The 21,355-nt window shown below is 69.5% G+C and carries 19 protein-coding genes and 3 pseudogenes; 10 read left to right on the forward strand and 12 right to left on the reverse strand.

The features are described 5' to 3' along the window. Nucleotides 1–457 precede the first annotated feature (457 nt). Together Sspor_RS38855 and Sspor_RS38860 are read right to left on the reverse strand one after the other, a co-directional pair. Nucleotides 458–1,552 carry a carboxylate-amine ligase gene (locus Sspor_RS38855; RefSeq protein ID WP_202203318.1) on the reverse strand — a complete coding sequence of 365 codons (1,095 nt, stop codon included), beginning with the start codon at nt 1,550–1,552 and terminating at the stop codon, nt 458–460. A 184-nt stretch (nt 1,553–1,736) separates the two neighbouring features. After that, nucleotides 1,737–3,095, reverse strand: a pseudogene (locus Sspor_RS38860) (chloride channel protein). 23 nt (nt 3,096–3,118) lie between these two features. Between Sspor_RS38860 and Sspor_RS40920 the strand changes: the two are divergent. From Sspor_RS40920 to Sspor_RS40925, 3 genes and pseudogenes are all read left to right on the forward strand, one after another. Then, nucleotides 3,119–3,925 carry an SRPBCC family protein gene (locus Sspor_RS40920; RefSeq protein ID WP_237404450.1) on the forward strand — a complete coding sequence of 269 codons (807 nt, stop codon included), beginning with the start codon at nt 3,119–3,121 and terminating at the stop codon, nt 3,923–3,925. A 664-nt stretch (nt 3,926–4,589) separates the two neighbouring features. Then, entirely contained in the window at nt 4,590–5,036 is a 447-nt protein-coding gene (locus Sspor_RS38870; protein ID WP_202203320.1) for a DUF6325 family protein, read from the forward strand. Nucleotides 5,037–5,600: 564 nt separating this feature from the next. Then, a pseudogene (locus Sspor_RS40925) lies at nt 5,601–5,693 on the forward strand (sugar dehydrogenase); the annotation flags it as partial. Between the two features lie 661 nt (nt 5,694–6,354). Here Sspor_RS40925 and Sspor_RS38880 read toward each other — a convergent pair. The 3 genes from Sspor_RS38880 to Sspor_RS38890 all read right to left on the reverse strand — a co-directional run bounded on the left by Sspor_RS38880 (nt 6,355) and on the right by Sspor_RS38890 (nt 9,698). Then, nucleotides 6,355–7,125, reverse strand: coding sequence for a hypothetical protein (locus Sspor_RS38880; protein ID WP_202203322.1), 771 nt, complete (start codon nt 7,123–7,125; stop codon nt 6,355–6,357). A gap of 405 nt (nt 7,126–7,530) precedes the next feature. Beyond that, a complete protein-coding gene (locus tag Sspor_RS38885; RefSeq protein WP_385647770.1) occupies nt 7,531–7,812 on the reverse strand; it encodes a helicase associated domain-containing protein in 282 nt (93 codons plus the stop codon). Between the two features lie 338 nt (nt 7,813–8,150). Next, nucleotides 8,151–9,698: an RICIN domain-containing protein gene (locus Sspor_RS38890; RefSeq protein ID WP_202203323.1), complete on the reverse strand. Its 1,548-nt coding sequence runs from the start codon at nt 9,696–9,698 to the stop codon at nt 8,151–8,153. A gap of 609 nt (nt 9,699–10,307) precedes the next feature. Here Sspor_RS38890 and Sspor_RS38895 point away from each other — a divergent pair. The 3 genes from Sspor_RS38895 to Sspor_RS38905 all read left to right on the forward strand — a co-directional run bounded on the left by Sspor_RS38895 (nt 10,308) and on the right by Sspor_RS38905 (nt 12,004). Further along, complete coding sequence (locus tag Sspor_RS38895; protein WP_202204150.1) at nt 10,308–10,658, forward strand: hypothetical protein; 351 nt, start codon at nt 10,308–10,310, stop codon at nt 10,656–10,658. A 267-nt stretch (nt 10,659–10,925) separates the two neighbouring features. After that, complete coding sequence (locus Sspor_RS38900; RefSeq protein WP_202203324.1) at nt 10,926–11,369, forward strand: DUF885 family protein; 444 nt, start codon at nt 10,926–10,928, stop codon at nt 11,367–11,369. Then, complete coding sequence (locus Sspor_RS38905; protein WP_202203325.1) at nt 11,366–12,004, forward strand: LysE family translocator; 639 nt, start codon at nt 11,366–11,368, stop codon at nt 12,002–12,004. The genes Sspor_RS38900 and Sspor_RS38905 overlap by 4 nt, the downstream gene beginning before the upstream one ends. Nucleotides 12,005–13,213: 1,209 nt before the next feature. Here Sspor_RS38905 and Sspor_RS38910 read toward each other — a convergent pair. From Sspor_RS38910 to Sspor_RS41695, 4 genes and pseudogenes are all read right to left on the reverse strand, one after another. Further along, nucleotides 13,214–13,639 (reverse strand): hypothetical protein, encoded by a 426-nt coding sequence (locus tag Sspor_RS38910; protein WP_202203326.1) that lies wholly within the window; start codon nt 13,637–13,639, stop codon nt 13,214–13,216. A 561-nt stretch (nt 13,640–14,200) separates the two neighbouring features. Continuing rightward, the gene (locus tag Sspor_RS41690; RefSeq protein WP_202203327.1) at nt 14,201–14,365 is read right to left on the reverse strand and encodes an HNH endonuclease; all 165 of its coding nucleotides are present in this window, start codon (nt 14,363–14,365) and stop codon (nt 14,201–14,203) included. Between the two features lie 508 nt (nt 14,366–14,873). Beyond that, nucleotides 14,874–15,047 (reverse strand): CsbD family protein, encoded by a 174-nt coding sequence (locus tag Sspor_RS38920; protein WP_202203328.1) that lies wholly within the window; start codon nt 15,045–15,047, stop codon nt 14,874–14,876. Between the two features lie 131 nt (nt 15,048–15,178). Continuing rightward, nucleotides 15,179–15,572 (reverse strand): annotated as a pseudogene (locus Sspor_RS41695) (ATP-binding protein). A gap of 856 nt (nt 15,573–16,428) precedes the next feature. On the opposite strand from Sspor_RS41695, the gene Sspor_RS38930 reads away from it, so the two are divergent. Together Sspor_RS38930 and Sspor_RS38935 are read left to right on the forward strand one after the other, a co-directional pair. Continuing rightward, a complete protein-coding gene (locus tag Sspor_RS38930; protein WP_202203329.1) occupies nt 16,429–16,767 on the forward strand; it encodes a MerR family transcriptional regulator in 339 nt (112 codons plus the stop codon). Nucleotides 16,768–17,027: 260 nt separating this feature from the next. Further along, nucleotides 17,028–17,231 carry a cold-shock protein gene (locus Sspor_RS38935; RefSeq protein ID WP_030303412.1) on the forward strand — a complete coding sequence of 68 codons (204 nt, stop codon included), beginning with the start codon at nt 17,028–17,030 and terminating at the stop codon, nt 17,229–17,231. Between the two features lie 156 nt (nt 17,232–17,387). On the opposite strand, the gene Sspor_RS38940 is transcribed toward Sspor_RS38935, so the two are convergent. From Sspor_RS38940 to Sspor_RS38950, 3 genes are all read right to left on the reverse strand, one after another. Further along, complete coding sequence (locus Sspor_RS38940; RefSeq protein ID WP_202203330.1) at nt 17,388–17,738, reverse strand: PRC-barrel domain-containing protein; 351 nt, start codon at nt 17,736–17,738, stop codon at nt 17,388–17,390. A gap of 45 nt (nt 17,739–17,783) precedes the next feature. Then, a complete protein-coding gene (locus Sspor_RS38945) occupies nt 17,784–18,059 on the reverse strand; it encodes an isoamylase early set domain-containing protein (protein ID WP_202203331.1) in 276 nt (91 codons plus the stop codon). A gap of 375 nt (nt 18,060–18,434) precedes the next feature. After that, on the reverse strand, nt 18,435–19,658 hold the full coding sequence (locus tag Sspor_RS38950; RefSeq protein ID WP_202203332.1) for a PP2C family protein-serine/threonine phosphatase: 1,224 nt from the start codon (nt 19,656–19,658) through the stop codon (nt 18,435–18,437). Nucleotides 19,659–19,928: 270 nt separating this feature from the next. Between Sspor_RS38950 and Sspor_RS38955 the strand changes: the two genes are divergently transcribed. After that, nucleotides 19,929–20,321, forward strand: a complete 393-nt coding sequence (locus Sspor_RS38955) for a hypothetical protein (protein ID WP_202203333.1) — start codon at nt 19,929–19,931, stop codon at nt 20,319–20,321. A 175-nt stretch (nt 20,322–20,496) separates the two neighbouring features. After that, nucleotides 20,497–21,324, forward strand: a complete 828-nt coding sequence (locus tag Sspor_RS38960) for a DUF1206 domain-containing protein (protein WP_237404227.1) — start codon at nt 20,497–20,499, stop codon at nt 21,322–21,324. Nucleotides 21,325–21,355 lie beyond the last annotated feature (31 nt).

Consider the following 21,355-nt stretch of genomic DNA (forward strand, 5'->3'; position numbering starts at 1 on the left):
GCTGTCCTTGGGCATCGGCGACGGCATCGGTGGTGCCGAGTGCCGCGATGGTGTTGCCGGCGGCCGTCATACTGCGGGCGGTGCCCACGACGGGGGCGACGGAGATCAGCACATCCTGCAACCGCTCGGCAACCGGATCTGCCGTGCGGGCCGGTCATGTGGGCGGGTCAGGGGCAGGCGAACGACATGTGACAGTGCGTGCCCGCGGATCACCCGCATGCCTTGCTTCAACTTTAGAACCCCTCCCGGTCCTGCGCGCGGGGCAAGGTTCGAGCGGCCCACGTGCGCCGCGCAATGCCGGTCACCGCCCTGCACCCGCGGAACTCTTAGACGGCGCGGGCCGCCAGGGGCGTCCGTCGATGCAGGCACGTCATCCGGACGGCTCGGCCGGGAGGACCCCGGTGGAGCCTGCAACGCCCCGGTTCCGTCGGCATCCCGGTCACAGCTGGCCGGCGACTCAGGCTGTGGTGGCTCCTGAGGTGATCAGGGCACCGACCGCCGGGAGGCCGGCTTCCGCCAGGGCGCGGCGCTGGCGGTCGGCCGACGTTCCCCGCTGGAGCAGCCGATGGACGAGCGAGGTCACCTCGCGGTGGTCGCCGTTGTCCTCAAGAGCGGGGCCGATGTACCGCAGGAGCGCGCACAGCACGTCTCCGCTGCTCCGCAGCCGCCCTTTCTGGTCCACCAGCGTGCTGCTGATCCCGTGCCGGGCCGCATGCCACGTCGCCGCTTGCAGGAGTTCCGGTCGGCACGGCGTGTGAGCGACTCCCGCCTTTTCCTCGGTGATCGCGGTGGCGGCGAGCCCGCGGACGACACCGGCGAGCATGACCGCGTCGTCCGCCTCCAGTTGCACGTCACAGCAGCGCACCTCGATGGTCGGGTAGCGCTCGGAGAGCCGGGCCTGCCAGTACAGCTGCCCCCGGTCCGGGATCACCCCTGGTTCCACCAGCGCATCGGCCCGCGCCTCGTAGTCCGCGAGCCCCGCGAAGTGCGGCGGTGGGCCGCTGACCGGCCAGCGGCCGAAGATGATCGTGCGCCAGCTGGCGAAGCCGGTGTCCCGACCATCCCACAGGGGGCCGTTAGCGGACATCGCCAGCAGCGTAGGGAGCCAGCCGCGCAGCCGGTTCAGGACAGCCACCCCGGTCTCGCGGTCGGGCATCCCCACATGGACGTGCATACCGCAGATCAGCTGCTCGTCGACCAGCAACCGGGCCTCTTGCTGCATCCTCAGGTACCTTGCCGTGCTGGTGATGGGTACGGGTACGGCATTCCTGACCGGCGAGGTGGCAGAGATGGCGATGCGGCAGCCGTTCGCCTGCGCGGCGGAGGCGACTGCGTGGCGCAACCGCAGAAGATGCCCTCCAACCTCCTCGAGAGCCGTGCACACGGGGGTGGCGACTTCGATCTGAGCCTGAAGCAGCTCGTCCTGGACCTCTCGCTCTTCCGCGATGGGTGCCAGGCGGGCCGTGGCACGCACCTCCTGTACGAGCGGTGTGGGAAGGAGTGTCTCCGGGGCGACCAGCAAGTACTCCTCTTCGACCCCAACAGTGATCATGCTGGGTAGTACCCCGAACCCGCAGTGATCACCCACCTAAAGGGGCACCACGGCACCGATGGCCCCTCGTGGTTGCGCGAGCGCTCGGTGGTGGAGCGGGGACGAGGACGTCCGGACCGTTCGTGTCCGCAGGGCAGCCTGCACGTCCTCTACGGCGACGCCGGCCGGCAACTCCTGCGGCGCGTCATGCCGGGGCAGGGCCCGTCCGAGCGTCGGCCTCGGATCTGCCGGTCGGTGCCGGGCTGAGCCTGAGCATCACGACGTAGGCGACCACCACCGCGACGATGACCAGCGGCATGACGGTGAGACCCTGCGATCCCAGCAGCAGGGTGCCCAGGAGCACCGACGTCAACGGGAGCCTGAGCATGGTGACCGACATGGCCCCGATGCCCATGGCGAACGCCGGGGTGAGCTGCAGCCCTGGAAGGTGTGACATGGCGATGCCGCCCGCCGCCCCCAAGAACATCGCCGGGAAGATCGGGCCACCCCGGAAGGCGCTCAGCGAGACGCAGTACGCGAGCCCCTTGCAGGCCACGAGAAGCGTCAACGTGCCGAGGGTGTAATCGGCGCTGTTCGCGAGCAGCGGGCCCAGAGCGGCCTGCCCCGAGTACATCACCTCGGTCGCGGCCTTACCGGTGCCCTGGGAGTAGGCGATGGCGAGCCCGCCGATCACCAGGCCCATCAATACGGTGGCGGGAAGCAGGCGCCGTTCGACGCGCGGCTGCAGCCACAGCGCGAGCCGTCGGATGCCCGTGCCGACGAGGGCCATTGCGAGTCCGATGACGAGTGCCCAGCCGAATTCGGCGACGGTGGGCGAGTTGGCGTGTGGTATGTCCGGAATGGCCAGCTAGAAGGTGCCGAGACCGGTCCAGTTGTCCAGGCCGATGAAGACGAGCGAGCCGATGTCGGCGGCGAGCAGGCCCGGCACCAGCACGACCCCGAGCATCGGCCCGCCGATCCCCGACACCTCCATGAGGAGGAAGGCCCCGGTGATGGGGGAACCGAGCAGGGTGCTGACCGCTGCGAAGCTCCCGGTGGCACCGACCACGGCCCCGGCCTGCGGGGGCATGTCCGGCTTCAGTAGACGTACCAGCCAGAGGGCGACGCCGCTGCCGAGCATGATGAGCGGAGCCTCGGGTCCGAGGACCGCGCCGAGGCCCAGCGTGGCCACGGCCGCGATGAGGATGCCGGGAAGCTCACGCGGTTTCGGCGGGCCCGCCACCGACAGCCCTTCGGCCGGCTTGTGGCCGCCGATCCCGGGAAGGTAGCAGATGGTCGCCCCGACCAGCAGGCCTGCTATGGCGAGCAGTGGAAGGGGCCACCAGGGTGGGGTCTTCCGAAACTCCAGCGCCTTGGGCAGGTCGGTGTAGGTCCAGGGCTGGAGCGCATCGACCAGCGCGAGGAAGCCGTACGCGCCTACGGAGATCGGCACTCCGAGCACCGCCGCCATGACCAGGAGCCTGATGTAGCCGCGGGTCCTGACCAGGGCGAAGGGATCAGTCGATGGCGTCCCCGGTGCTCCGACGGGACTATCGGCCGACATTGCGAATCAATTCCTCGGCATCGATGTCCGTCGGGAACGTGGTGATTCACCGGCGTCTGCCCGACGTGATACCACGTGGCATCGCTGCGCACCTGGCGTGCGCCCCGCTGCCGTTCGGCGTCGGCGTGACGGTCACTCGGCCGGCCCAAACCCCGCCGAGCGGTTCACCCCGGCACGCCGGCCGCGCACAAGGGATTGTGGGCGTGGCCTCAGCCCCGTTGGTGGGGGCCGCACCGCCCCCGCGTGTTCCCTCATTCGTGGAATACCGTGGAACCAGTGGTCCGAGGTGGCTCGCAGGCCGCCGTCCGCGGAACGGAAGGCAGCGAGACGGTTTGGCATCTGCGATCCGAGGCGCTGGAGTTCCTGGGCCGTGCGCCGCTACGGTTGTCCTTCGCCGCACAGCTGGAGGCGCCACCGGACGCGGTCTTCAGGGAGCTCGCAACGAGGCCCGACGGCTGGCCCCGCTGGTTCCCGGGGTTCGCCTCCGCGGCGTACGTGGGGGCCCTCCGTACGGCGTGGGCACGGCCCGCCGGCTCCGGCTGGTCGGCGGCATGCGGGCCCTGGAGACGGTATTGGTCTGGGACCCGGCGCGGTGCTTCGCCTATCGCGTGGAGGAGGCCGGGGTGCCCGGCGTGCGGGCGATGATGGAGGAGTGGCGGCTGGCCCCCTCGCCGTACGGCGGCACGACGCTGCACTGGACCATCGCGCTGGATGTGCGGCAGCCGGTTCGGCCGCTGTGGAGAGCCGCCAACCCGTTGCTGGCCGGGGTGCTCCGGCGGGCGGCCCGCCGACTGGATCTACGGATTGCCTCCGCCGCGGTCCACGGCTGAGCTGCCGGCCCTCGGCCGAGAGGGAAGCGCGAACCTGCTTCGGCCCGAGCCGGCCCTCGTCCACACCAGCGAAGTGGCGAGACCCCCGTTCTTGCACGTCTGGCCGCACGCAACCTGGGTTGCACACTCGCCGAGCCGCCAGGCGTTGCTGACCGGTCCGGCGGGCCCTTCGACACCTGGCCGACCGGCGGGGGCGACTTCGGGCCGGAGGGGGGCGGGTCCCGGTGCCCGACGACCTGGCCCTCGGCCATCGGGAAAGTGTGCAGGTCCGGGCGGCATCTCACGGTCGAAGCAGACGGCATCTGTCACCTTCATGCAGGGACTTCGGCCAGGATGCGGGCCGTCAGCCACCGTGCGAGGCTGGCAGGCGGACGGGCACTCAGCGCATCCTCATCGCCCTCGCCGGTGGCGCGTCGTATCAGTGGCTCGGAATCACGCTCGCGGGGCCGGCCACGAACGTCGGCTTCCTCTGGCCGCCCTTCCAACGTTCGGGGCCACCATCTCCATCGCCGTCAACGCGCCGTCAACATCGTCATCATGTCGGCGCTCTGCGCTGGACCGGGTGAACAGGCCGGCATGTCCGAACGTGAGGTCTCGGAATCACAGCCACCGAAGAGGCACTCGACATCGAACGGGTGCTCATCGAGAGAACGGAAGGGCAGATATGACATCGCCTGACACCGACGAACTGGGGCCGGTCGACTACCTCGTCGTCGAGTTCCCGCCGGCCACCTCGCACTTCACCGGGGAGATGGCCGCCGAGCTCGACAAGCTGGTCACCTCGGGGATCATCCGGGTCCTGGACCTGATCATCCTGACCAAGGGGGCAGACGGCGAGATCGACGTTCTCGAGGTCGATGGCCTCGAGAACGCCGGCGAACTGCGCGCCGCAGAGGCGCAGCTGGCCGGCCTGCTCGCCGAAGAGGACGTCGTCAACCTGGCCGCCGCCATGGAGCCCGGCACGACAGCCGGGGTGCTGGTCTGGGAGAACGTGTGGGCAGGGCCCTTCGCCTCCGCCGCACGCCGCTCGGGAGGCCAGCTGATCGCCAACGGACGTATTCCGATCCAGGCCATCCTGGCCTCGATCGAAGCCGACCAAGAAGGAGAATGAGATGCCCCTCGGACCCATGCGCAGAGGACGACGTGGGGTCATCGGCGCCCCCGTCGCTCGCACAGCGGCCGTCGTGGGCACGGCAGCGGTCGTCGCCCACGGGATCGGTCGCCGCAGTGACCGGCGCGAGGACCGCCGGGACGACCGTGAGGACCGCCGGGAGGACCGCCGGGACCGGCGCTGATCCGGGTCTCACCGCGGTCCGGGACGGCGCGTGCTCCCTCCCGGTCGCCCGAGGCCGTGGCCGACCGGGAAGCGAGGGCGCCGGCCTCCACGACCGCGACGGCTTCCGGTAAAACGGGTCCTGCAGTCGCGGTCGCAGAGAGGCCGGGCCGCACACAGTGGGTCGCGGTCCAGCCGCCCCCGCCGCCGTCCGAGTGAACCAGTCGGCCTCGTTGCGTCGTTCGAGGGACACCGCTGCCCCGCATGGCCGACCCGGGCGAGCCGCCCGCCCTCGCGCAGGTCGACGCCGGGGAGTGTTGTCCCCCGGTGCCTGCTTACGGCCGACGACGGGCGAGATCGGTGAGCTCAGCTGTGGACGAGGAGCGACGGCCGGTGCCGGCGATTCTCCGGGGCCAGAAGGCGCTGGTGACCGGGGCGAACTCCGGCATCGGCAAGGCCACCGCGATCGGGCTGGGCCGGGCGGGCGCCGACGTGGCAAGCCCTTCACGCGTTGGTCGATCAGGAAGCTCGTCGAACATCTGCGGCGCAACGTCGCCCGCCCGGTTCGGATCGTCCGCGAAGGCCCGGTTCAGGCCTGCGTGTCCACTCGTTTGAGTTGAAATGCTGCACATCCTGTTCGGCTCCTCTTGCTCGGCGCTTAGCGTCGTGCCGGTATCGACCAGGACAGAGGCGCCCGACGGGAGGGCCGCTGTCACTGCATCTGAGTGGATGGGCCGGACTGCGATGGCGATGGCACTGGACATGACTGCCGCATCGGAACTGGCGGTGCTGCGGGCTCTGGAGCGAGCGGGAAAGCGCAAAGTCCCACGCTCCGAGCGAGGCAGGTTGAACGACGTCCTGCTGTGGGAGATCTACACCCACCGGCCGCCGGTGGCCCCCCAGCGATCTCGACAAGGCGCTTGCCAATGCCTGGGACCTCCCCGCAGCAGTGGGGTTCTCGGAAGAGCTCATCTCTGCTCCGGACGCCTACGCCCGAACTCTCCTCGCCTCCGGCCACGCGTTCAACCGAGATATCTGCAGCGAGTCCTGGCACGCGTCTGACCGTGTGCGCCGGACGGGTCGGGCATGAGCCGTTGGAGTTCGAGATCTCCGTCGTGGTCAGCGCATCCCCCCGGACACCCGCACAGTGCCGGTGCTAGTGCTCGTCTTCACACCGGTGAGTTCCCGAGTCCAGGAGCCCGTGGGCGCGGTCGACCAAAAGCTCCCCGTGGTTGAGGGTGTACGGGAGCGCTGCCACCTGCGGATCGGCCATGATGATCACTTGGGCCCGCCCCACGACGTTCATGTCGATGGCCTCCTCGGCACCGAGAAGCAACTGGCCGACGTAGGCGGCGTAGTGCCGGGTCGCGCCCGGGTAGCGGTCCAGAGCGAGGCGGGCCGCACGAAGTTTTGCTTCGGTGAGTTCACCGGCCTCGCGGCGGCGCTGGCAGCCGCGGCACAGGTGGATCAGATGCCACGGGTCGGGGGCCTCCGGCCTCAGGCCGGTCTTGCGTAGGAACGCCGGGGTACTCCTCGCGGCGGAGTTCTCCAGGGCGACGATGCCGTGGGGCTGGGGGAGCTGCCGGGTCGGGTGGGACATGGAGCACTCCGGGCTGAGCGCGAACAGCAGCCTCCGATCCGCGGCGGACATGCGAGGCGGTTCCCCCTGAGCGGCAAGCGCCTCCTCTTCACGCTTGGCCTGGCGCCACAGCCGTTCGAATTTACAGATGGAGTTCTCGATACCGGTCTCCCGGCTGATGCCCACGCCCCAGTCGCGGACCCACAACGACAGCCGGTCGACGATCGCCATCGTCAGACGCTGATCGGGCACCTTGGCCAGCCGGAACGCGTTGTGGACCCCACTGGGGCTCTTGCCGATCGCCTCGGCCAGCTCCCGGACACTGGGCAGCCCGGCCCGGCGATGCAACAGGTGAAGCTCCTGGTTGAGGTCTCGGCAAGCACCAGGTGGCAGATCCGGCCGTCCGATAGCTCCGAGGCGTCCCATGTGGCCCTTGCCCTTCTCTCGTGCGGATTCGTCGTGTCAGCTGGCAGCGGGGTTACGTCGTCCAGTGCGAGCGATGCGACGCCGACGCCATTCGAGCCGGGCCCACCGGGCACCCCAGACAGCCAGCGCGACGAGGAGCCCGGATGCGACGTTCTCAACGATGTTCATGGGGAAACCCTCCCAACGCCTGTGGGGCGAATGGACAGATCTGAACAGCGAGCTCGCTGCTTTCCCCGATCGACAGCAAGAGGCCCTGGGCAATGACGCCCAGGGCCTCTCTGCGTTCTTCGCTTGACCTCCCAGCTCAACGATGAGCGAGGTGGCGTGTCACGCCCAGTCCACGCCCAGCTTCACGAGCGAGGCGAGCCGATCGGCGGTGAGCTTGTCGCGCCGGCTCTTGGCGTCGGAGACCCATACGCCCAGCTTCACGACCACCGTCTCCGCCTCGCCGTCGACCGCGATCTCCTCGCCGTGGGCGCGGGGCACCGGCCGGTCCGTGCCTTCGCGCTCCACCCACTGCGCGAGCGCCACCAGGCCCCGCTGAAACGCCTGCTGCGCCTTGTGCGGGCGCTTCGCCGTACGACCCGCCGCGGGGGCGGGTGAGGGCACCTGGTCGGGTTCGACGCCCAGCGCGGTCAGCCGCTTTTGCCGTTCGGGCTGGAGCCGTGCCCAGGTGACCGGCTGTTACTTGGCTCGTCTCCAAGGGCGTCCTGCCGCACACACGGCCGATGTACCGCTGCCTGTCCGCGCATCTGACTAAGGCGCAGGCGAGAGGGCCGCTTCCCTGGCCTGCAGCGGCGTCTCTGGGACGGCCGTGGTCGTTCGGGGCGTCGGGTTCAGGGACGCGCCGACTCCCCCTGTGACGCTGCCCGGCGACGGATTCCTTCCCGATGATCGAGGTCCCCGCCGCGTTCTGCCGCGGGGTCCTTGCGCCCGTCGTCAGGTGGTCAGTTGAGGGCGGCCCAGTTCTGGGTGTTGGCGTTGCCGACCGGGTTGGCGGTGACAGCAGCGCCGGGGGTGACGGGGGCGCTGTCGAGGGAGTAGCCGGTCGCCGGGTTGGTGATCGTGTAGGTGCCGCTGCTGTTCTGGGTGACCTTCCAGTCCTGCCACGGATTGGAGGAGTTGACGGCCCGTAGGGTGGCCTGGCCGCCGGCGGTGCTGGGTGCGGTCAGCACGAGCGCGTCCGGGCAGCCGTCGATGAGCTTGGCGGTGCCGTTCGCCTCCGCCCGCAGCGTCCACCGCTGCTTGGCGCGCGCGGCGTCGAAGGTGGCGAGGACGGCGGGGGAGCTGCCGGAGGCGCCGCACTGGTCGGAGCGTTCCAGGGCCAGGCCGCCGCCGTTGGTGAGGGCGTGGGTCCGGCCGTCGCCCACGATGGTGGGGCCGTAGTTGATGGCGTGGGCGGCCAGGTAGGTGAGTGCGCTTCCGGTGGTGGCGAGCGCGGGGTTGGCGGTGGGCCGCCCGGTCTTGAAGTAGTCGGCAAAGGTGCCAGGCTGACGTGCCGTCATCACGCTGATGGTCCGGTCCCAGCCGCCGTCGACGTTGTTCCACAGGTCCAGCAGCGCGCCGTCCACGTTGCCCTGGACCTGGTCCCCGGTGTGCCAGCCGGTGGTGTAGGTGAAGCTCTGGCTGGCACCGTCGGGCCACACGTAGCGGTAGTCCTTCAGGAGGTAGGCGGCCGTGGCGTCGGCGAACGCCTCGGTCCAGGAGCAGCTGGGGGAGCTCGCCTGCTCGACGAAGTGCGGGCTGCAGCCGGTGACCTGCGGGAACTTGCCGTTGTACAGGCGGTGCTGGAAGAAGTGGCTGGCTTCGTGGAGCACGGTGTGCTCGGAGTCGGGGTCGGTGGCGGCGAGGTGGACGGTGTTGGCCAGGTCGTAGGAGGGGCCGTCGGCCGAGTTGGCTGTCCACTGGACGTTGAGTTCCGTGCAGGCGTTGTTCGCCTCATGGGAGGACCAGCAGTAGCTGACGGGGTTGCTGCGGGCCCACCACAGGAGGTTGAGGGTGTCGAAGGCGTGCCAGGCCCGTGCGTTCGACGGCTTGAGGGTGCCCAGGGTGGCGCTGGCAGCGACGTTGTTCTGGACAGGCGAGTCGTAGGTGTAGGCGGTGCCAGTGGTGTCGCTGACCTTCCACAACCGGGTGCTCTCAGCTGTGAACCGTACCCACATGCTGCTCATCGTGGTCGTGGTGGTGGGGGTGTGGCAGAGGTTGAAGCCGCCGTCGGCGACGGCGGTGTACTGGTAGTCGGCGGTGAGCTGGCGTGGGGCGTCGGTGGACTTCTCCTTGCCCCACAGCTGGATGTTCGCGTTGCGGACCGGCTTGGTCAGGGTGGGCTTGCCCCGGCCGGCTTCGGCGGACTGGTAGTCGTACTGGAGTTTGCCGCTCAGGCAGATGGGGGTCGCGGCCGAGGCGCTGGACGCCGTCAGCGGGACGGCGGCGAGGGTGAGCAGGGCGGTGCTCGCGGCGGCTAAGCCGCGTGGCAGCCGGAATCCGATGGCCACAGGGGTCCTCTCGTAGGGGAGCTGCAAGGTCCCGGTGCCGGTCGAGACCGCACGGTCTTGACCGGCGCGTCAGGAACACGAAGAAGCCCGGGCGCCGGTGGATGACCGCGCCGATCACCCTCGGTTACCAGTGCTTCGTGTGCCGTCAGTGTTCCAGCGCCCGCAGTGCCGCCTCACCGGCTCCAGAGCGTGCGCGGGACTCCGGCCGATGGAACGGTTGGGGGAATTGCCCGGCCCGCCGGCGGCGGAACGTCGTGCTTCACCCGTTCGTGGCGTGTCGCGCGTTGTCGCCGCTTCACCTGAACAGTGATCAGCTGATGACTCGTCGGCTGATCACTGCGTCGGTGGCTCTCAGGGCGGTCACGGTGTCCCTCGGTGAACGGCCCGCTGAGCATGCCGACCCCGGGTCCTGGCCGTGGCGATCCCCTTGGAGGCCTCTGCGCGGCCCGGGTCGGCGGCGCCCTGTACGACCCGCGCCCGGGTGATCAGCGTTGCTGGAACTGGTCCGGCGACGGCACCTGACTAGCTGATGATCATGAACTGCCCCTGAAGAATTGGGTGGTCTGTGCGGCGAGCACCCCGTCATGCTGATCTACGTGAGGGGTGCGCGTGGCACGCGATCAGGCGGAGATCGAGCAGAAGTACAGGCAGTGCCTTGAGTCGTTCGTAGTGCGAGCGCGCCGTGTGGCAGAGCAATCCCTTGCTGGTGACTGGGGGAAGCTCGTGGCGCTCATCGACCCAAAGATCGGGGTCCGTTTCGAGAACGGTGAGATCCGGATCCGGCATGAGCTGCCCGCCGCGCGCGGCGGCGCCTGGACAGCCGGGGAGCGGTCCCTGGGCGGGAGCTGCCACGCCGACGACGTCGCCCGCGAGGAAGCCGCACGCCTCCAGGCCGCCGCGCCGCCAGAGCCGGAACATGACCAGGGTAGGCCGCGCCGCCTCTTCGGCCGGCACTCCTGACCCAGCCCGGCGACGCCGCCCCACCCGCCGGACTGGGGCAGTGGCTGTAGACACGAGAACGCGAGTCGTTTGTTGACGACTTCGGGCGTGGCTTCGGGTGCCGCCACCACGATCAATGTCGATGGGTTTGGGAGTCACTCATTTCGGTCGAACGCGTCCCGCGGTTGCCTCAGGGCTGCCGCGCCGCCGAAGTGGAGCGACGGTTGGCCGCGATCCGCGGGCACCTGCCTGGCGCAGCGCCGGATCCTGCGCCACGTCCCGAGTGAAGTGCGCCGCAGCCTGCAGTCCTACGCGACCAGCGAAGGCTGGGCGCACTACTGCGAGGAGATGGCCCTGGAAGCGGGCTTCGGCGACGGCGACCCCCGGCACACCGCGGCCGTCGCCCGCGACGCACTGCTGCGCCTGACACGCCTGGCTTGCGTCATCGGGCTGCACACCGGCGAACTCACCCACCCACAGGCGGCCGCCCGGTTCGAAGCAGAGGCACACACACCCCCGGCACTCGCCGCACAGCAGGCCACGCGCTGCCTGCTCGACCCCCAGGCAGGCGACTACACCCGGGGAAAGTTCGCGATCCTCGACCTGCGTGACCAAGCCCGCCGGCACTGGGGGCCCGGCTTCACCCACACCCGCTTCCACACGGCGCTGCTCAACCTGGGCGCGCCACCACTGGCCCTGCTGCCGGCTCTGCTCGGAGCGGGCCGACGATGAGCGTCCTCTCCGACCCGCATCAGCTGCTGCTCTTCGTGGGCGCGTCCGCGGCCCTCGTCTGCGTGCCCGGACCGAACCTCGTCTACATCTGCACGCGCAGCATCGCCCAGGGCACCCGCGCCGGGATGGTCTCGGCACTCGGGGTGGAGACCGGCACCCTGATACACGCCCTCGCCACCGCCTTCGGAGTCGCCGCACTCGTCTCCGCCGAACCGGCAGCACTCAAAGCCCTCACCCTGCTCGGCGCCGCCTACCTCCTCTACCTCGGAATCCGTTCCCTCACCGGAGCCGGCTCGCCCGACAACTCGGCCCAGCCCGTTCCCAGCAGCCTCTGGCGCGTCTACCGCGAAGGGATCCTCGTCAATGTCCTCAACCCGAAGGTCATGCTCTTCTTCCTGGCCTTCCTGCCACAGTGGGTGAGCCACGACGCCGACGGCGCACAGGCCCGTATGGAACTGCTGATACTCGCCGCGATTACCTTCACGGTCGCGCTGGCCATGGACCTGGGGTACGCGGCCACCGCCGGCGCACTCGCGAGAAGGCTGCGCGGCCGCGCAGCGCCGGGCCGAGGCAGGACCCGGTACCTCGTCGCCCTCGTCTACCTCGGACTCGCGGCCGCCGCCATGTTCAGCTGACAGCAACTGCCGGGCGCCAACACGGCGCCCGGACCCGGCCTTCCCGGAGTGACCCGAGGGGATGGCGCCGATGGTGAGGGCGTCCTGGACGGGATCGCTCGCCGCACGACTTTACGAAGATCACCGTGCGGGTCAAACGCCCCGAACCGCTTGTCCACCGGCGCCGGACGGCCCTGCGGCTGCCTCTTCTCGATCGGCTCGACCTCGAACAACCGATCCTCACCATGCATACCGACATCATCCCGCGCGAACGATCACGAAACACCGAGCGGGTTGCCGCTCGGTGCGATTCGCTCCTACGGCGTGCCCGGGCGTGGTGGCGGTCGCTTGTACGGCGGCGATCCGTGCTTCGTCTTCGGCGGTGTCGGCGCCGGCCGCCCGATTGTTGCTCCAGCCGCGGGTGGACAACCAGCAACTGGTCCTCGGCGCCGTTCTTGTCCCGGTAGACGATGGCGGCCGGTCCCGCTCCGCTCTCGTGGCCGGGGAACCTCTGGTCAGGGGTACACGGGCCGCCGGTACGGTACTTGGTCCACCACAGGCTCTGGTCGCTGGAACCGTAGCCCCGGTGAATCGCGTACAGCTCTCCGGCGTAGACGGCCAGCGCCGGTCCCTCCAGGCTCTCGTGTGCGCCAAGCCTGCGGTCCGCCGACCACGAGGAGCCATCGTAGGCGGCGTGCCACAGCTGGGTGTCGTTGCCACCTCGGTGAAGGAGGTGGAGCTTGTTGTCGTACACCGCCAATGCCGGGTTCGACACCGTCTCATGACCGGGCAGCGCGCTGTCACCGGTCCACGAGGAGCCGTTGTAGGTGGCGTGCCACAGCCGATTGTCACGGCCTCCCTTGTGCACGAGGTGCAGCTTGCCACCGAAGACCGCCAGCGCCGGCCGGTGGACGATTCATGGGCGGGAAGCCTGACGTCGGGGGCCCACCGAGTGCCGTCGTACGTTGTGTGCCACAGACTGGTGTCGCTGCTGCCCCGGTGGACGCAGTGGAGTTTCCCGCCGAAGACCGCCAGCGCCGGTCCGTTCGCCGTCTCGTGCGCGCCGACCTTGGTGTCCTGGGTCCAGCCCTTGTCGGGATCGTAAGCGGTGTACCACAGCTGGTTGTCGCTACCGCCGCGGTGCACACAGATGAGCTTCCCGCTGAACTCGGCCAGGGCCGGGTTCGACCCCGACTCGTGCCCGGGGAACCGCTCGTCCGCGCTCCAGCCCTAGGCGGGCTTGAAGACCGACCACCAGAGGTTCAGGTCCTCTTCGGGACCCAAGCCGACCGGGATGAGCATCAACGGTGAGAACCACGGTGAAACCAACTTGCAGCCGTAGCCCCGAGAGACCGACTGGACCCAGACTTTCTGGGCCAAGGCCGCCACGGCGACGAGGGAGGACAGGGGCTCTTTGAGGACTTCCCCGAGAGCATCCGCGAGGTGGTCCTTGAGTTCCAGGTACTTGTCCACCGCCTCCTGGTTGAGCCTGAGCTCGAACCCCCACCAGTGCGCCCTGGGTTCAACCGTGATGCCCAGCGCCTCGAGGTCCTTCAGTGCCCGCGCCGCCCGCGCCGCGACTTCGGGGCTCGCGACGAAGGCCGCAGGTCCTTCCGGCGCGCCGTCCTGGGCCTGGACCGTCTCATCGATGACCATGGGACTCCTCTCGTTGTCGCGCAAGGCACCCAGCCGACCCGGATCCGTCCGGCTCAACCCATCGGCTTCTCGCAAACATGCTCTCTGCACGCGACAGTGGCGCTGGAGCCGACGGGTGAGCGGGTCGTCCGGCCGCCGGATGCGGACTCGGCGGGGGTGGCGGATGTCGTCGGTGTCCTGGAGGTCGGCGAAGTCTGCGTGCGCCTGGGCGACGGCTTCGGGGTACGCCTCCTGCTTCTCGTGTTCGGCGAGCGCCCACCTATGAAACAGGCGGTTGTCGGGCGTCAGCGTGACTCCGACGGGATGAAGATCGTTAGCGGGCCATGAACAACACCAGCCGGGCACTTACCGCCCTCTGCCTCGGGACCGCCGCTCTCCTCGGGGTCCTGGCTGCACCCGCCAGCGCCGCACCAACCGGGTTGTTGGATCAAACCGCACTAGCCCCCGTGGGTCGAGACATCTGCAAGACCCTCCATGGCCTCCCGATCGCCGGGAGGGTTGGCGATAACGTCTGCTATGTGGTGGACGACCTCCCCGCCGTTGGCGGCGTGTTGACCCCAATTATCGGCGTTGCACCGAGGTAGCCCGGCAGCCTCGGAACGGGGCACCAGCGGCCCCCAGAGTCCTCGCACGCGTCTTGAGTCGGTGGCACGGACGACAGAGCAGTTGCACGTTCCTGTCCGTGTCCGTCCCGTCGGCGCTGCCCTCGCCTTCGAGTGGGGGCATTTCCGGCCCGTCCTGTACCACCTGCGGCTAGGGAGTGGATATCGGGGGCAACGGGCGTGAGAATCGAGCTGACCGCCGGCCTGGGCGGGAACGGCAACGCTGGCAAGGTCAAGGCCACCGGCGGCACCGTCAAGGCAACCGGAGACGGGCCTCAAGGCGTGGGACGACCCGCGCCACCAGCACGGCCACCGGGCCCCCAAGATCGACATCGCCTGTGATCGACGTCCACCAACCCCGTGCGGACACTCCCCAAAAGAGCGGCAGCGGCAAGAAGACGTGTCATCGCCGACGGCAAGCGGCCGTCAAACCCGGACCCCGAAACCGGTCAGGCGATTGCCCCTGACGTTGAGGTATCGGAGGGCGCCGACTCCCCGGCGGCTACGCCCTCCTCTTCGGCCAGGCGGAACTGCGCCGGCGTGAGCCTGCTGCCGCCTGACCCGGGCCGGAGTGCGCGGACATACGTGGGGGCCGGAACCGCGAGAGCGGTTCCGGCCCCCACGTATGTCGATCAGTGCTTGAAGACGTCCTTGACCTTCTCCTTGGCCTGGCGGGCGTCGCCGGTGGCCTGCTCCGCGCGGCCCTCGGCGGTCAGCCGCTCGTTGCCCGTCAGGCGGCCGGCGGTCTCCTTGAGCTTGCCCTTGGCCTGCTCGACCTTCGCCTCGGCCTTCTGCTCACCAGACACAGCTGATCACTCCCTCTTGGGTGGAAACGCCTTACGAGACCCCGTATGGCCGCTGAAAGTCTTCGTAAACAGAGGCGACCGCGCAACAGGCTTACCCGGGCTCGCCAGGCCCGCAGGTGCGGGCCGGCGCGCTACCGGGGGAGGAGGGCGCGGACGGTCTTGCCGCCTTCGGGCCCGGGCGTGACGAGGACGTGGTGGGCGAGGTCGTTGAGCATGTGCCAGCCGAATCCACCCGTTCCGTCGACGAGGTCGGGGGTCCGCGCCCGGGGCAGCCTCGGGCTGGGATCCTCTATGGCTACCTCGATGGCGCCGGGGTGGGCGGCGAGGCGGAGGGTATAAGGCGCCACCACCGTGGCGCAGAGCGTTCGTCACGAGCTCGGAGACGACCAGGACGACCGTGCCGGCCTCCTCCCGGCCGATGGCCGGCTGCCCGAGGCCTTCGAGGAACGCCCGGGCGGCCTGGCGCGCCCGGGCGACGGCGGACAGAGGGCGAAGGGCTGTGCGCTCGGCGCTCACCGTGGTCATCGCGCGCTCCCGGTTCTGTTGTCGTGTCTGGCCCTGTCTGCCCGGTCGTTGTGCCCCCGCCCGCAACCGTTCAACCCCGGCAACAGTCGACTACCTCGGGGACGCGCGCACGAAAATCTATGTCGGTCGGAGTAGACATTGGGTGGTGTGGCCGTTATGGTTTCTCTCGTAGCCCAGAGAGACAGCAGGGCCTGGCAGAGACGAACTGCCGGGCAGCAGTACACGCAGTTGCAGTTCGCAGGACGGTGCGGTGGTGGAGTTCCGAAGCCAGAGCGGTTGCAGGACGGCGACGGGACTGGCGACCGGACCGGGCGGCCCGCAGTCATCAGGGGCCGCCGCAAGCAGTACCGCGGTTGACGCAGTGGCAGTACCGGTAAGTGCAGTTCGCAGTACCCAGCAGTGAAGTCAGTGAGCAGTACCTCGGTGAAGGCGTCGGCTGCGGGCGCGCGCACCGGGAAGTTCGGCAGTGGGGTTCTAAGCCAGAGCAGACGCACGATGGGCGACGGGGCTGGCTGCCGGAGAGTGGCGCTCGGTCAGGCCACTGAGCAGTTCGCATCACCAGCAGTACGCAGTAACCGTTTGATGAGTGATTGTTCCCAGAGGGAAGAACGGAGGAGCGAAGCGCCATCAGGATCGCCCGGGCAGCGTGTTGAGTCCGGGTACCGCAGGACATCGATAGTGAGGTGGTCTCCGGTCAAGCAACCGCGATCCCCGCACCCCGACCGCGCATGAGTCGGGTCTGCGGACACAGAAGGCCGGTGCAGTATCGGGGCCGGCAGATGGTGTAGCAGTTCCTTCGGGGCCCTGGTGCCGTACGGCACCAGGGCCCCTCCACGCGTTCCACGAGAGAGGTTCCATGACAGCAGACGACTCGTTCGGCCGTCTCGACGACGACGACTACCCCGCCTACACGATGGGCCGGGCCGCCGAGATGCTCGGAACCACCCAGGGCTTCCTCCGCGCCATCGGCGAAGCCCGCCTGATCACCCCGCTCCGCTCCGCGGGCGGCCACCGCCGCTACTCCCGCTACCAGCTGCGCATCGCCGCCCGCGCTCGGGAACTCGTCGACCAGGGCACCCCGATCGAGGCCGCCTGCCGCATCGTCATCCTCGAAGACCAGCTCGAGGAAGCCCAGCGCATCAACGCCGAGTACCGCCGCGCCGCCGAATCAGCGAATCCGACGGCCGCGACCTGAGGCGGGGAAGCCTGAAGGCCTGCCGGGTACCGGCGGGCCCTCGCCCACACCTGTCCGGGGCGGGACGCGCACGCAGGTCGTCTCCTGTGGTGACGGGGTGTGCCGGCGTGTAGCGTCTGCGTAGCTGTCGTGGTTCGGAATTTCCCTTTGCCCACGCTTTCGGTGTGGGCGTTTTGCTGTGCAGTGCCGCAGGAACCAGGACGATCACCTCCGCCTTCCGCATGGAGCGGGAGGCGTTCATCGACTGGAAGGCATGAGACATGGCTACGGGAACTGTGAAGTGGTTCAACGCGGAGAAGGGCTTCGGCTTCATCGCCCAGGACGGCGGCGGCCCGGACGTCTTCGCCCACTACTCCGCGATCAATTCCTCGGGCTTCCGCGAGCTCCAGGAGGGCCAGGTCGTGACGTTCGACGTCACCCAGGGCCAGAAGGGCCCCCAGGCCGAGAACATCACCCCGGCCTGATCTTCCCCACCGTCCTGCGGACCGCGGGACGGCGCTCGGAATGTGCGGGCCGACCGGCTCTGCTGCCGGAGGAAGTTCGGCCCCGACGATTGAGGCGCCCTGTGCCGGGCTGCGGCTCCCGTGCGTGGTGGGGAGCCGCAGCCCGGCGGGCCGGGCTCAGCCGCGGTCGCGGCCGTAGTACTGGCCGAGCTGGTCACGGTAGGCGGCATCGCCGCGGTGCTTGTCCTTGTCGTACTCGGGGGAGTCCTTGATCTGGTCCTTGGTGAGGTTGACGTTGATCGTCTTCTCCTCGATGTCGACGCGGACGACGGTGCCGGCCGGGATGAGGACTTCCTTGCCGAAGATCCACGGGCCGGTGTCGACGACGATGTAGGAGGCGCCGACCTCGTCGGTGTCCTCGTCGACCTTGCCGATACTCCCGTCGCTGGCTTCGACCTTGAAGCCGACCAGGCTGGTGCCGGGCGTGTAGTGCGACGCGGGGTTGTAGCTCCACATGTCGTCAGTCACAGGTGTGCTCCTTCTGGGACAGAGTGTTTGGTCGTACGGAGGGGGTCAGGTGTGCAGGAGGCAGTTACGGCCGTCGTGGCCGTCCGCCCCTTCTTCGTCGAGCCAGTGGCCGCCGTCGGCGAGGTAGCGGAATCCGTGGTGCTGGTCCACCGGGAAGGTGACCGTGACCGCGCGGCTTCCGTCCGGGCGCTCGACCAAGGGATGGGCGCCGGGCCGCCAGTCGTTGAAGTCACCGACCACGCTGACCTCACCGGCCGGATGGCCGGCGGGCAAGACGAACGTGATCTCGGTCCGCTTCTTGCTCCGAGTGCGCTCCAACATGGACGGTCAGCTCCTCACCTGCGGGGGGGAATGGCTTCGCCATCACTGCCCGCTGCGCTCGTCCGGGTATCGGGTCGCTACGCCACCCGGTACAGCTGTCCCCCGCTCGGCCGCACATTTAGGCGGCTCGCCGGATCCCTCGCAGGTCTGCGCGCGTGGAGGCGGAACGCTGCGGAGGGCACGCCCCTGTGGCACAGGTGCACACCGCGCCACAGTGCCCACCCCGGCCTGCGCCCCACCCGGCCCGTCGAGGCCGGGTCCCCAGGTGCCCGCATTCGGTCGGCTCGCGCCCTGGGGTAACCGCAGCACGTCAACACCTCGACCGAGCGCCTGCCCGGCTGTCGCGGCGGCCCCTGCGGCGCTCCGGCGGTCCCGTCAACCCGTCCAGTAGTCGATCAGCGATCCGGTATTCACGTTGCGACTGCCGTCATGGGGTCCGCGCCAGTCCAGGCACAGGACGGTGGCGTCGTCGCTCGGCGGCCGGCCGTCGTACGCGCCGGTTACCGCGCCGACCAGCGTGCGCACCACCTCGCGCGGATGCTCGGCCGCGGTCTTGCGTAGAAGACCGGGCAGGTCGACCGCCTCGGCCTCGCGGTCCTGCATGCCGTCCGTGTGGAGCAGAAGGCGGTCACCGGGGCGCAGGTCGAGGTCCTGGACCTGGTAGCTGCCCTGATGGTGGGTGATGCCGAAGGGCATGTTCACGTCCAGAGGCACTTCGGTGACCGTGCCGTCGCGCAGGAGGAGGGGGCGGGGGTGGCCGGCGTTGACGAGCTGGGCGCCGGTTCCGTCGAGGGCGATGCGCAGGAGCTGGCCGGTGGCGAAGGTGTGGTGGCCGTGGTCGAGGAGGGCCTGGTGGGTCTGGCGGGCCTGTTCGGCGAGGTCACATCCGGCGCGGCGGGCGCCGCGGGAGGCGTTGACCAGGAGGGTGGCCATGAGTGAGGCGTTGACGTCGTGGCCCATGGCGTCGGTGATGGACAGGTGCAGGGTGTCGTTGTCTAGGGTGTAGTCGTAGGTGTCACCGGCGATGTCGGAGGCCGGGACCAGGGCGCCGGCGAGGGCGAACTCGGCTGCCTCGCAGGACGGCCCGGACGGCAGGAGCTGGCGTTGGATCTCCGCGGCCAGGCTGACGGTGGTGGTGCGGTTGCCCCAGTGGTAGAGGTCGGTGAAACGGCGGTCGGTCACGATGATGTACGCCAGGGCGTGCCCTGCCTCCTCCACCTGTGCCAGTACATCGGGTGTGACCTGGGTGAGGAACAGCTCCAGGACACCGATGGTGTCCCCGCGGTTGGTGACCGGGGCGAGCACCCGCTGCCCGTGGCCGCCGTCCGGCGCCAGCACCAGCTTCTGCGTGCGCAGGACCTCGTCGTAGACGCCGCTGCCGACGAGGGGGACCTGTTCGGCGCGATCCTCCAGCTTCGTGGCCGTTGTGTCGCTGACCCTCAGCAGACGTCGGCCGACGACGTCGACGAAGAGAAACGACACGTAGTGGGCGTCGAAGCGGTCGCGGAGATTGTGTGCCACGACGTTGAGAGAGCGAACCGGCGCGGCGGCCTCCGCCGCGGCCAGTACATCGGCCAGTCCGATCCGGTCACGCGCCACATCAGCCTCCAGCGGTTACGGACTCGCCTTACGTCTTAGCAGCACCGCGCGCCTCGCGCGGCAAGCCTCTTCCCAACGGTAGCGAGTACCGCACCGGATCCGTATCGGGAACCGCGGGACCGACCGGTGGCGCATGGGCGACCGCCGCCGCCCCTCAGGCCGTGGGGCGGCGGCATTGGGCCCTGCGGTGGGACAATAGGGGCTATCAGCGGCAGGGCCGACGCGCTCAAGCGGCCTACGCCTTCCGCCTACAGGACAGCAGGTCAAGTCATGGCCAAGCAGCAGCCGAAGCCTTCCCAGCCCAAGCACGGCGAAGGGCCGAGCCCGCACAAGGGCACCGAGCAGCACGGCTGGTCGCCGGATGTCGACGAGACCAAACAGCAGGACAACCCCAGCGCCCACCGGTCCTTCCACCCGGACAAGTACGCCCCCGCCAAGGGACCCGGCAGGACCGTCTCCAAGGAAGAGGCGGGCAACCCTCACGGCACCCCCTCCAAGAGCATGGGCAGCCGCGGTGAGGACCAAAGCAAGGGCTCCGGCGACAAGGGAATGCACGACACCGGCCCCCGAGGCCGATCCCAGCGTCCCAGCGGAACCAAGGACGCCTCTGCCTCCACCGGTATCGACCCCCAGGATCCGCCCGGCACCCGCAGCGCGGGATAGATCACCCGTCGAGCCGCGGCCATGAACGCGTCCGCATGGGTGGGCGAGAGCCCGGCTCAGCAGCGCGCACCTTGCAGACCTCCAAGGCGGGCGCGGGGAGGTACCAGGTATGGCGAACGAGAAGGACACCACCCAGGCCAAAACCCAAGGGCAGCGTGTGGCCGACAGCCGGGCCATGGAGGTCGCCGCCCGGGTCGGGCTCTGCGCCCGGGGAGTGATTTACGTTCTGGTCGGGCTCCTGGCCGTGCGGATCGGCTTCGGCGGCGACAGCGGCGGCAAAGAGGCCGACCGGTCCGGCGCGGTGCGAACCATCGCCGAGCAGCCGTACGGCCGGGTGCTGCTGTGGGCGCTGGTACTGGGCCTGGCGGCCATGGCGCTGTGGCGCCTCTCCGAGGCCGTATTCGGGCAGGCGACGGAAGGCGGTGACAAATGGACCCGGCGCCTGGGATCGTTCGGGCTGGCGGTCTTCTACACCGTGATCTGCGTCGGCGTGGCGCAGACCGCGCTGGTCGGCGGGTCCGGCGGGACCCGCGCCGGCGATGAGTCGTCGAAGGAGTACACCGCGAGGGTGCTCACCTGGCCCCTCGGACGGGTACTCGTCGGCGTGTTCGGGGCCGTCCTGGCCATCGTGGGCGTGGTCATCGTGGTGCGCAGCTTGATGCGGAAGTTCGAGAAGAATCTCCGTACGGCCGAGATGAGCCCGACGACGAGGCGCATCGTCGCGGGTTTGGGCATCGTCGGCGGTGTGGCGTGCGGCGTGGTCGCGGCGGTGACCGGCCTGTTCGTCCTCCTGGCCGCAGTACAGTTCGACGCCAGCCAGGCGAAAGGCCTGGACGAGACACTGCGGTCGTTCGCCGCCACACCCGCCGGCCCGGTGCTGCTGATCGCCGCGGCCGTGGGCCTCCTGCTGTTCGGCCTCTACTCGTTCTGCGAAGCCCGCTGGCGCAAAGCCCCTGAACACGACGCCTCGGCAGAGCTTCCGACCAGCCGCCGTACCGGCTGACCACCCGGCCCGCACCCGCCACGCCCGCGAT

Origin of the sequence: Streptomyces spororaveus, from assembly GCF_016755875.1 — a bacterium.
Lineage (GTDB): Bacteria > Actinomycetota > Actinomycetes > Streptomycetales > Streptomycetaceae > Streptomyces > Streptomyces spororaveus.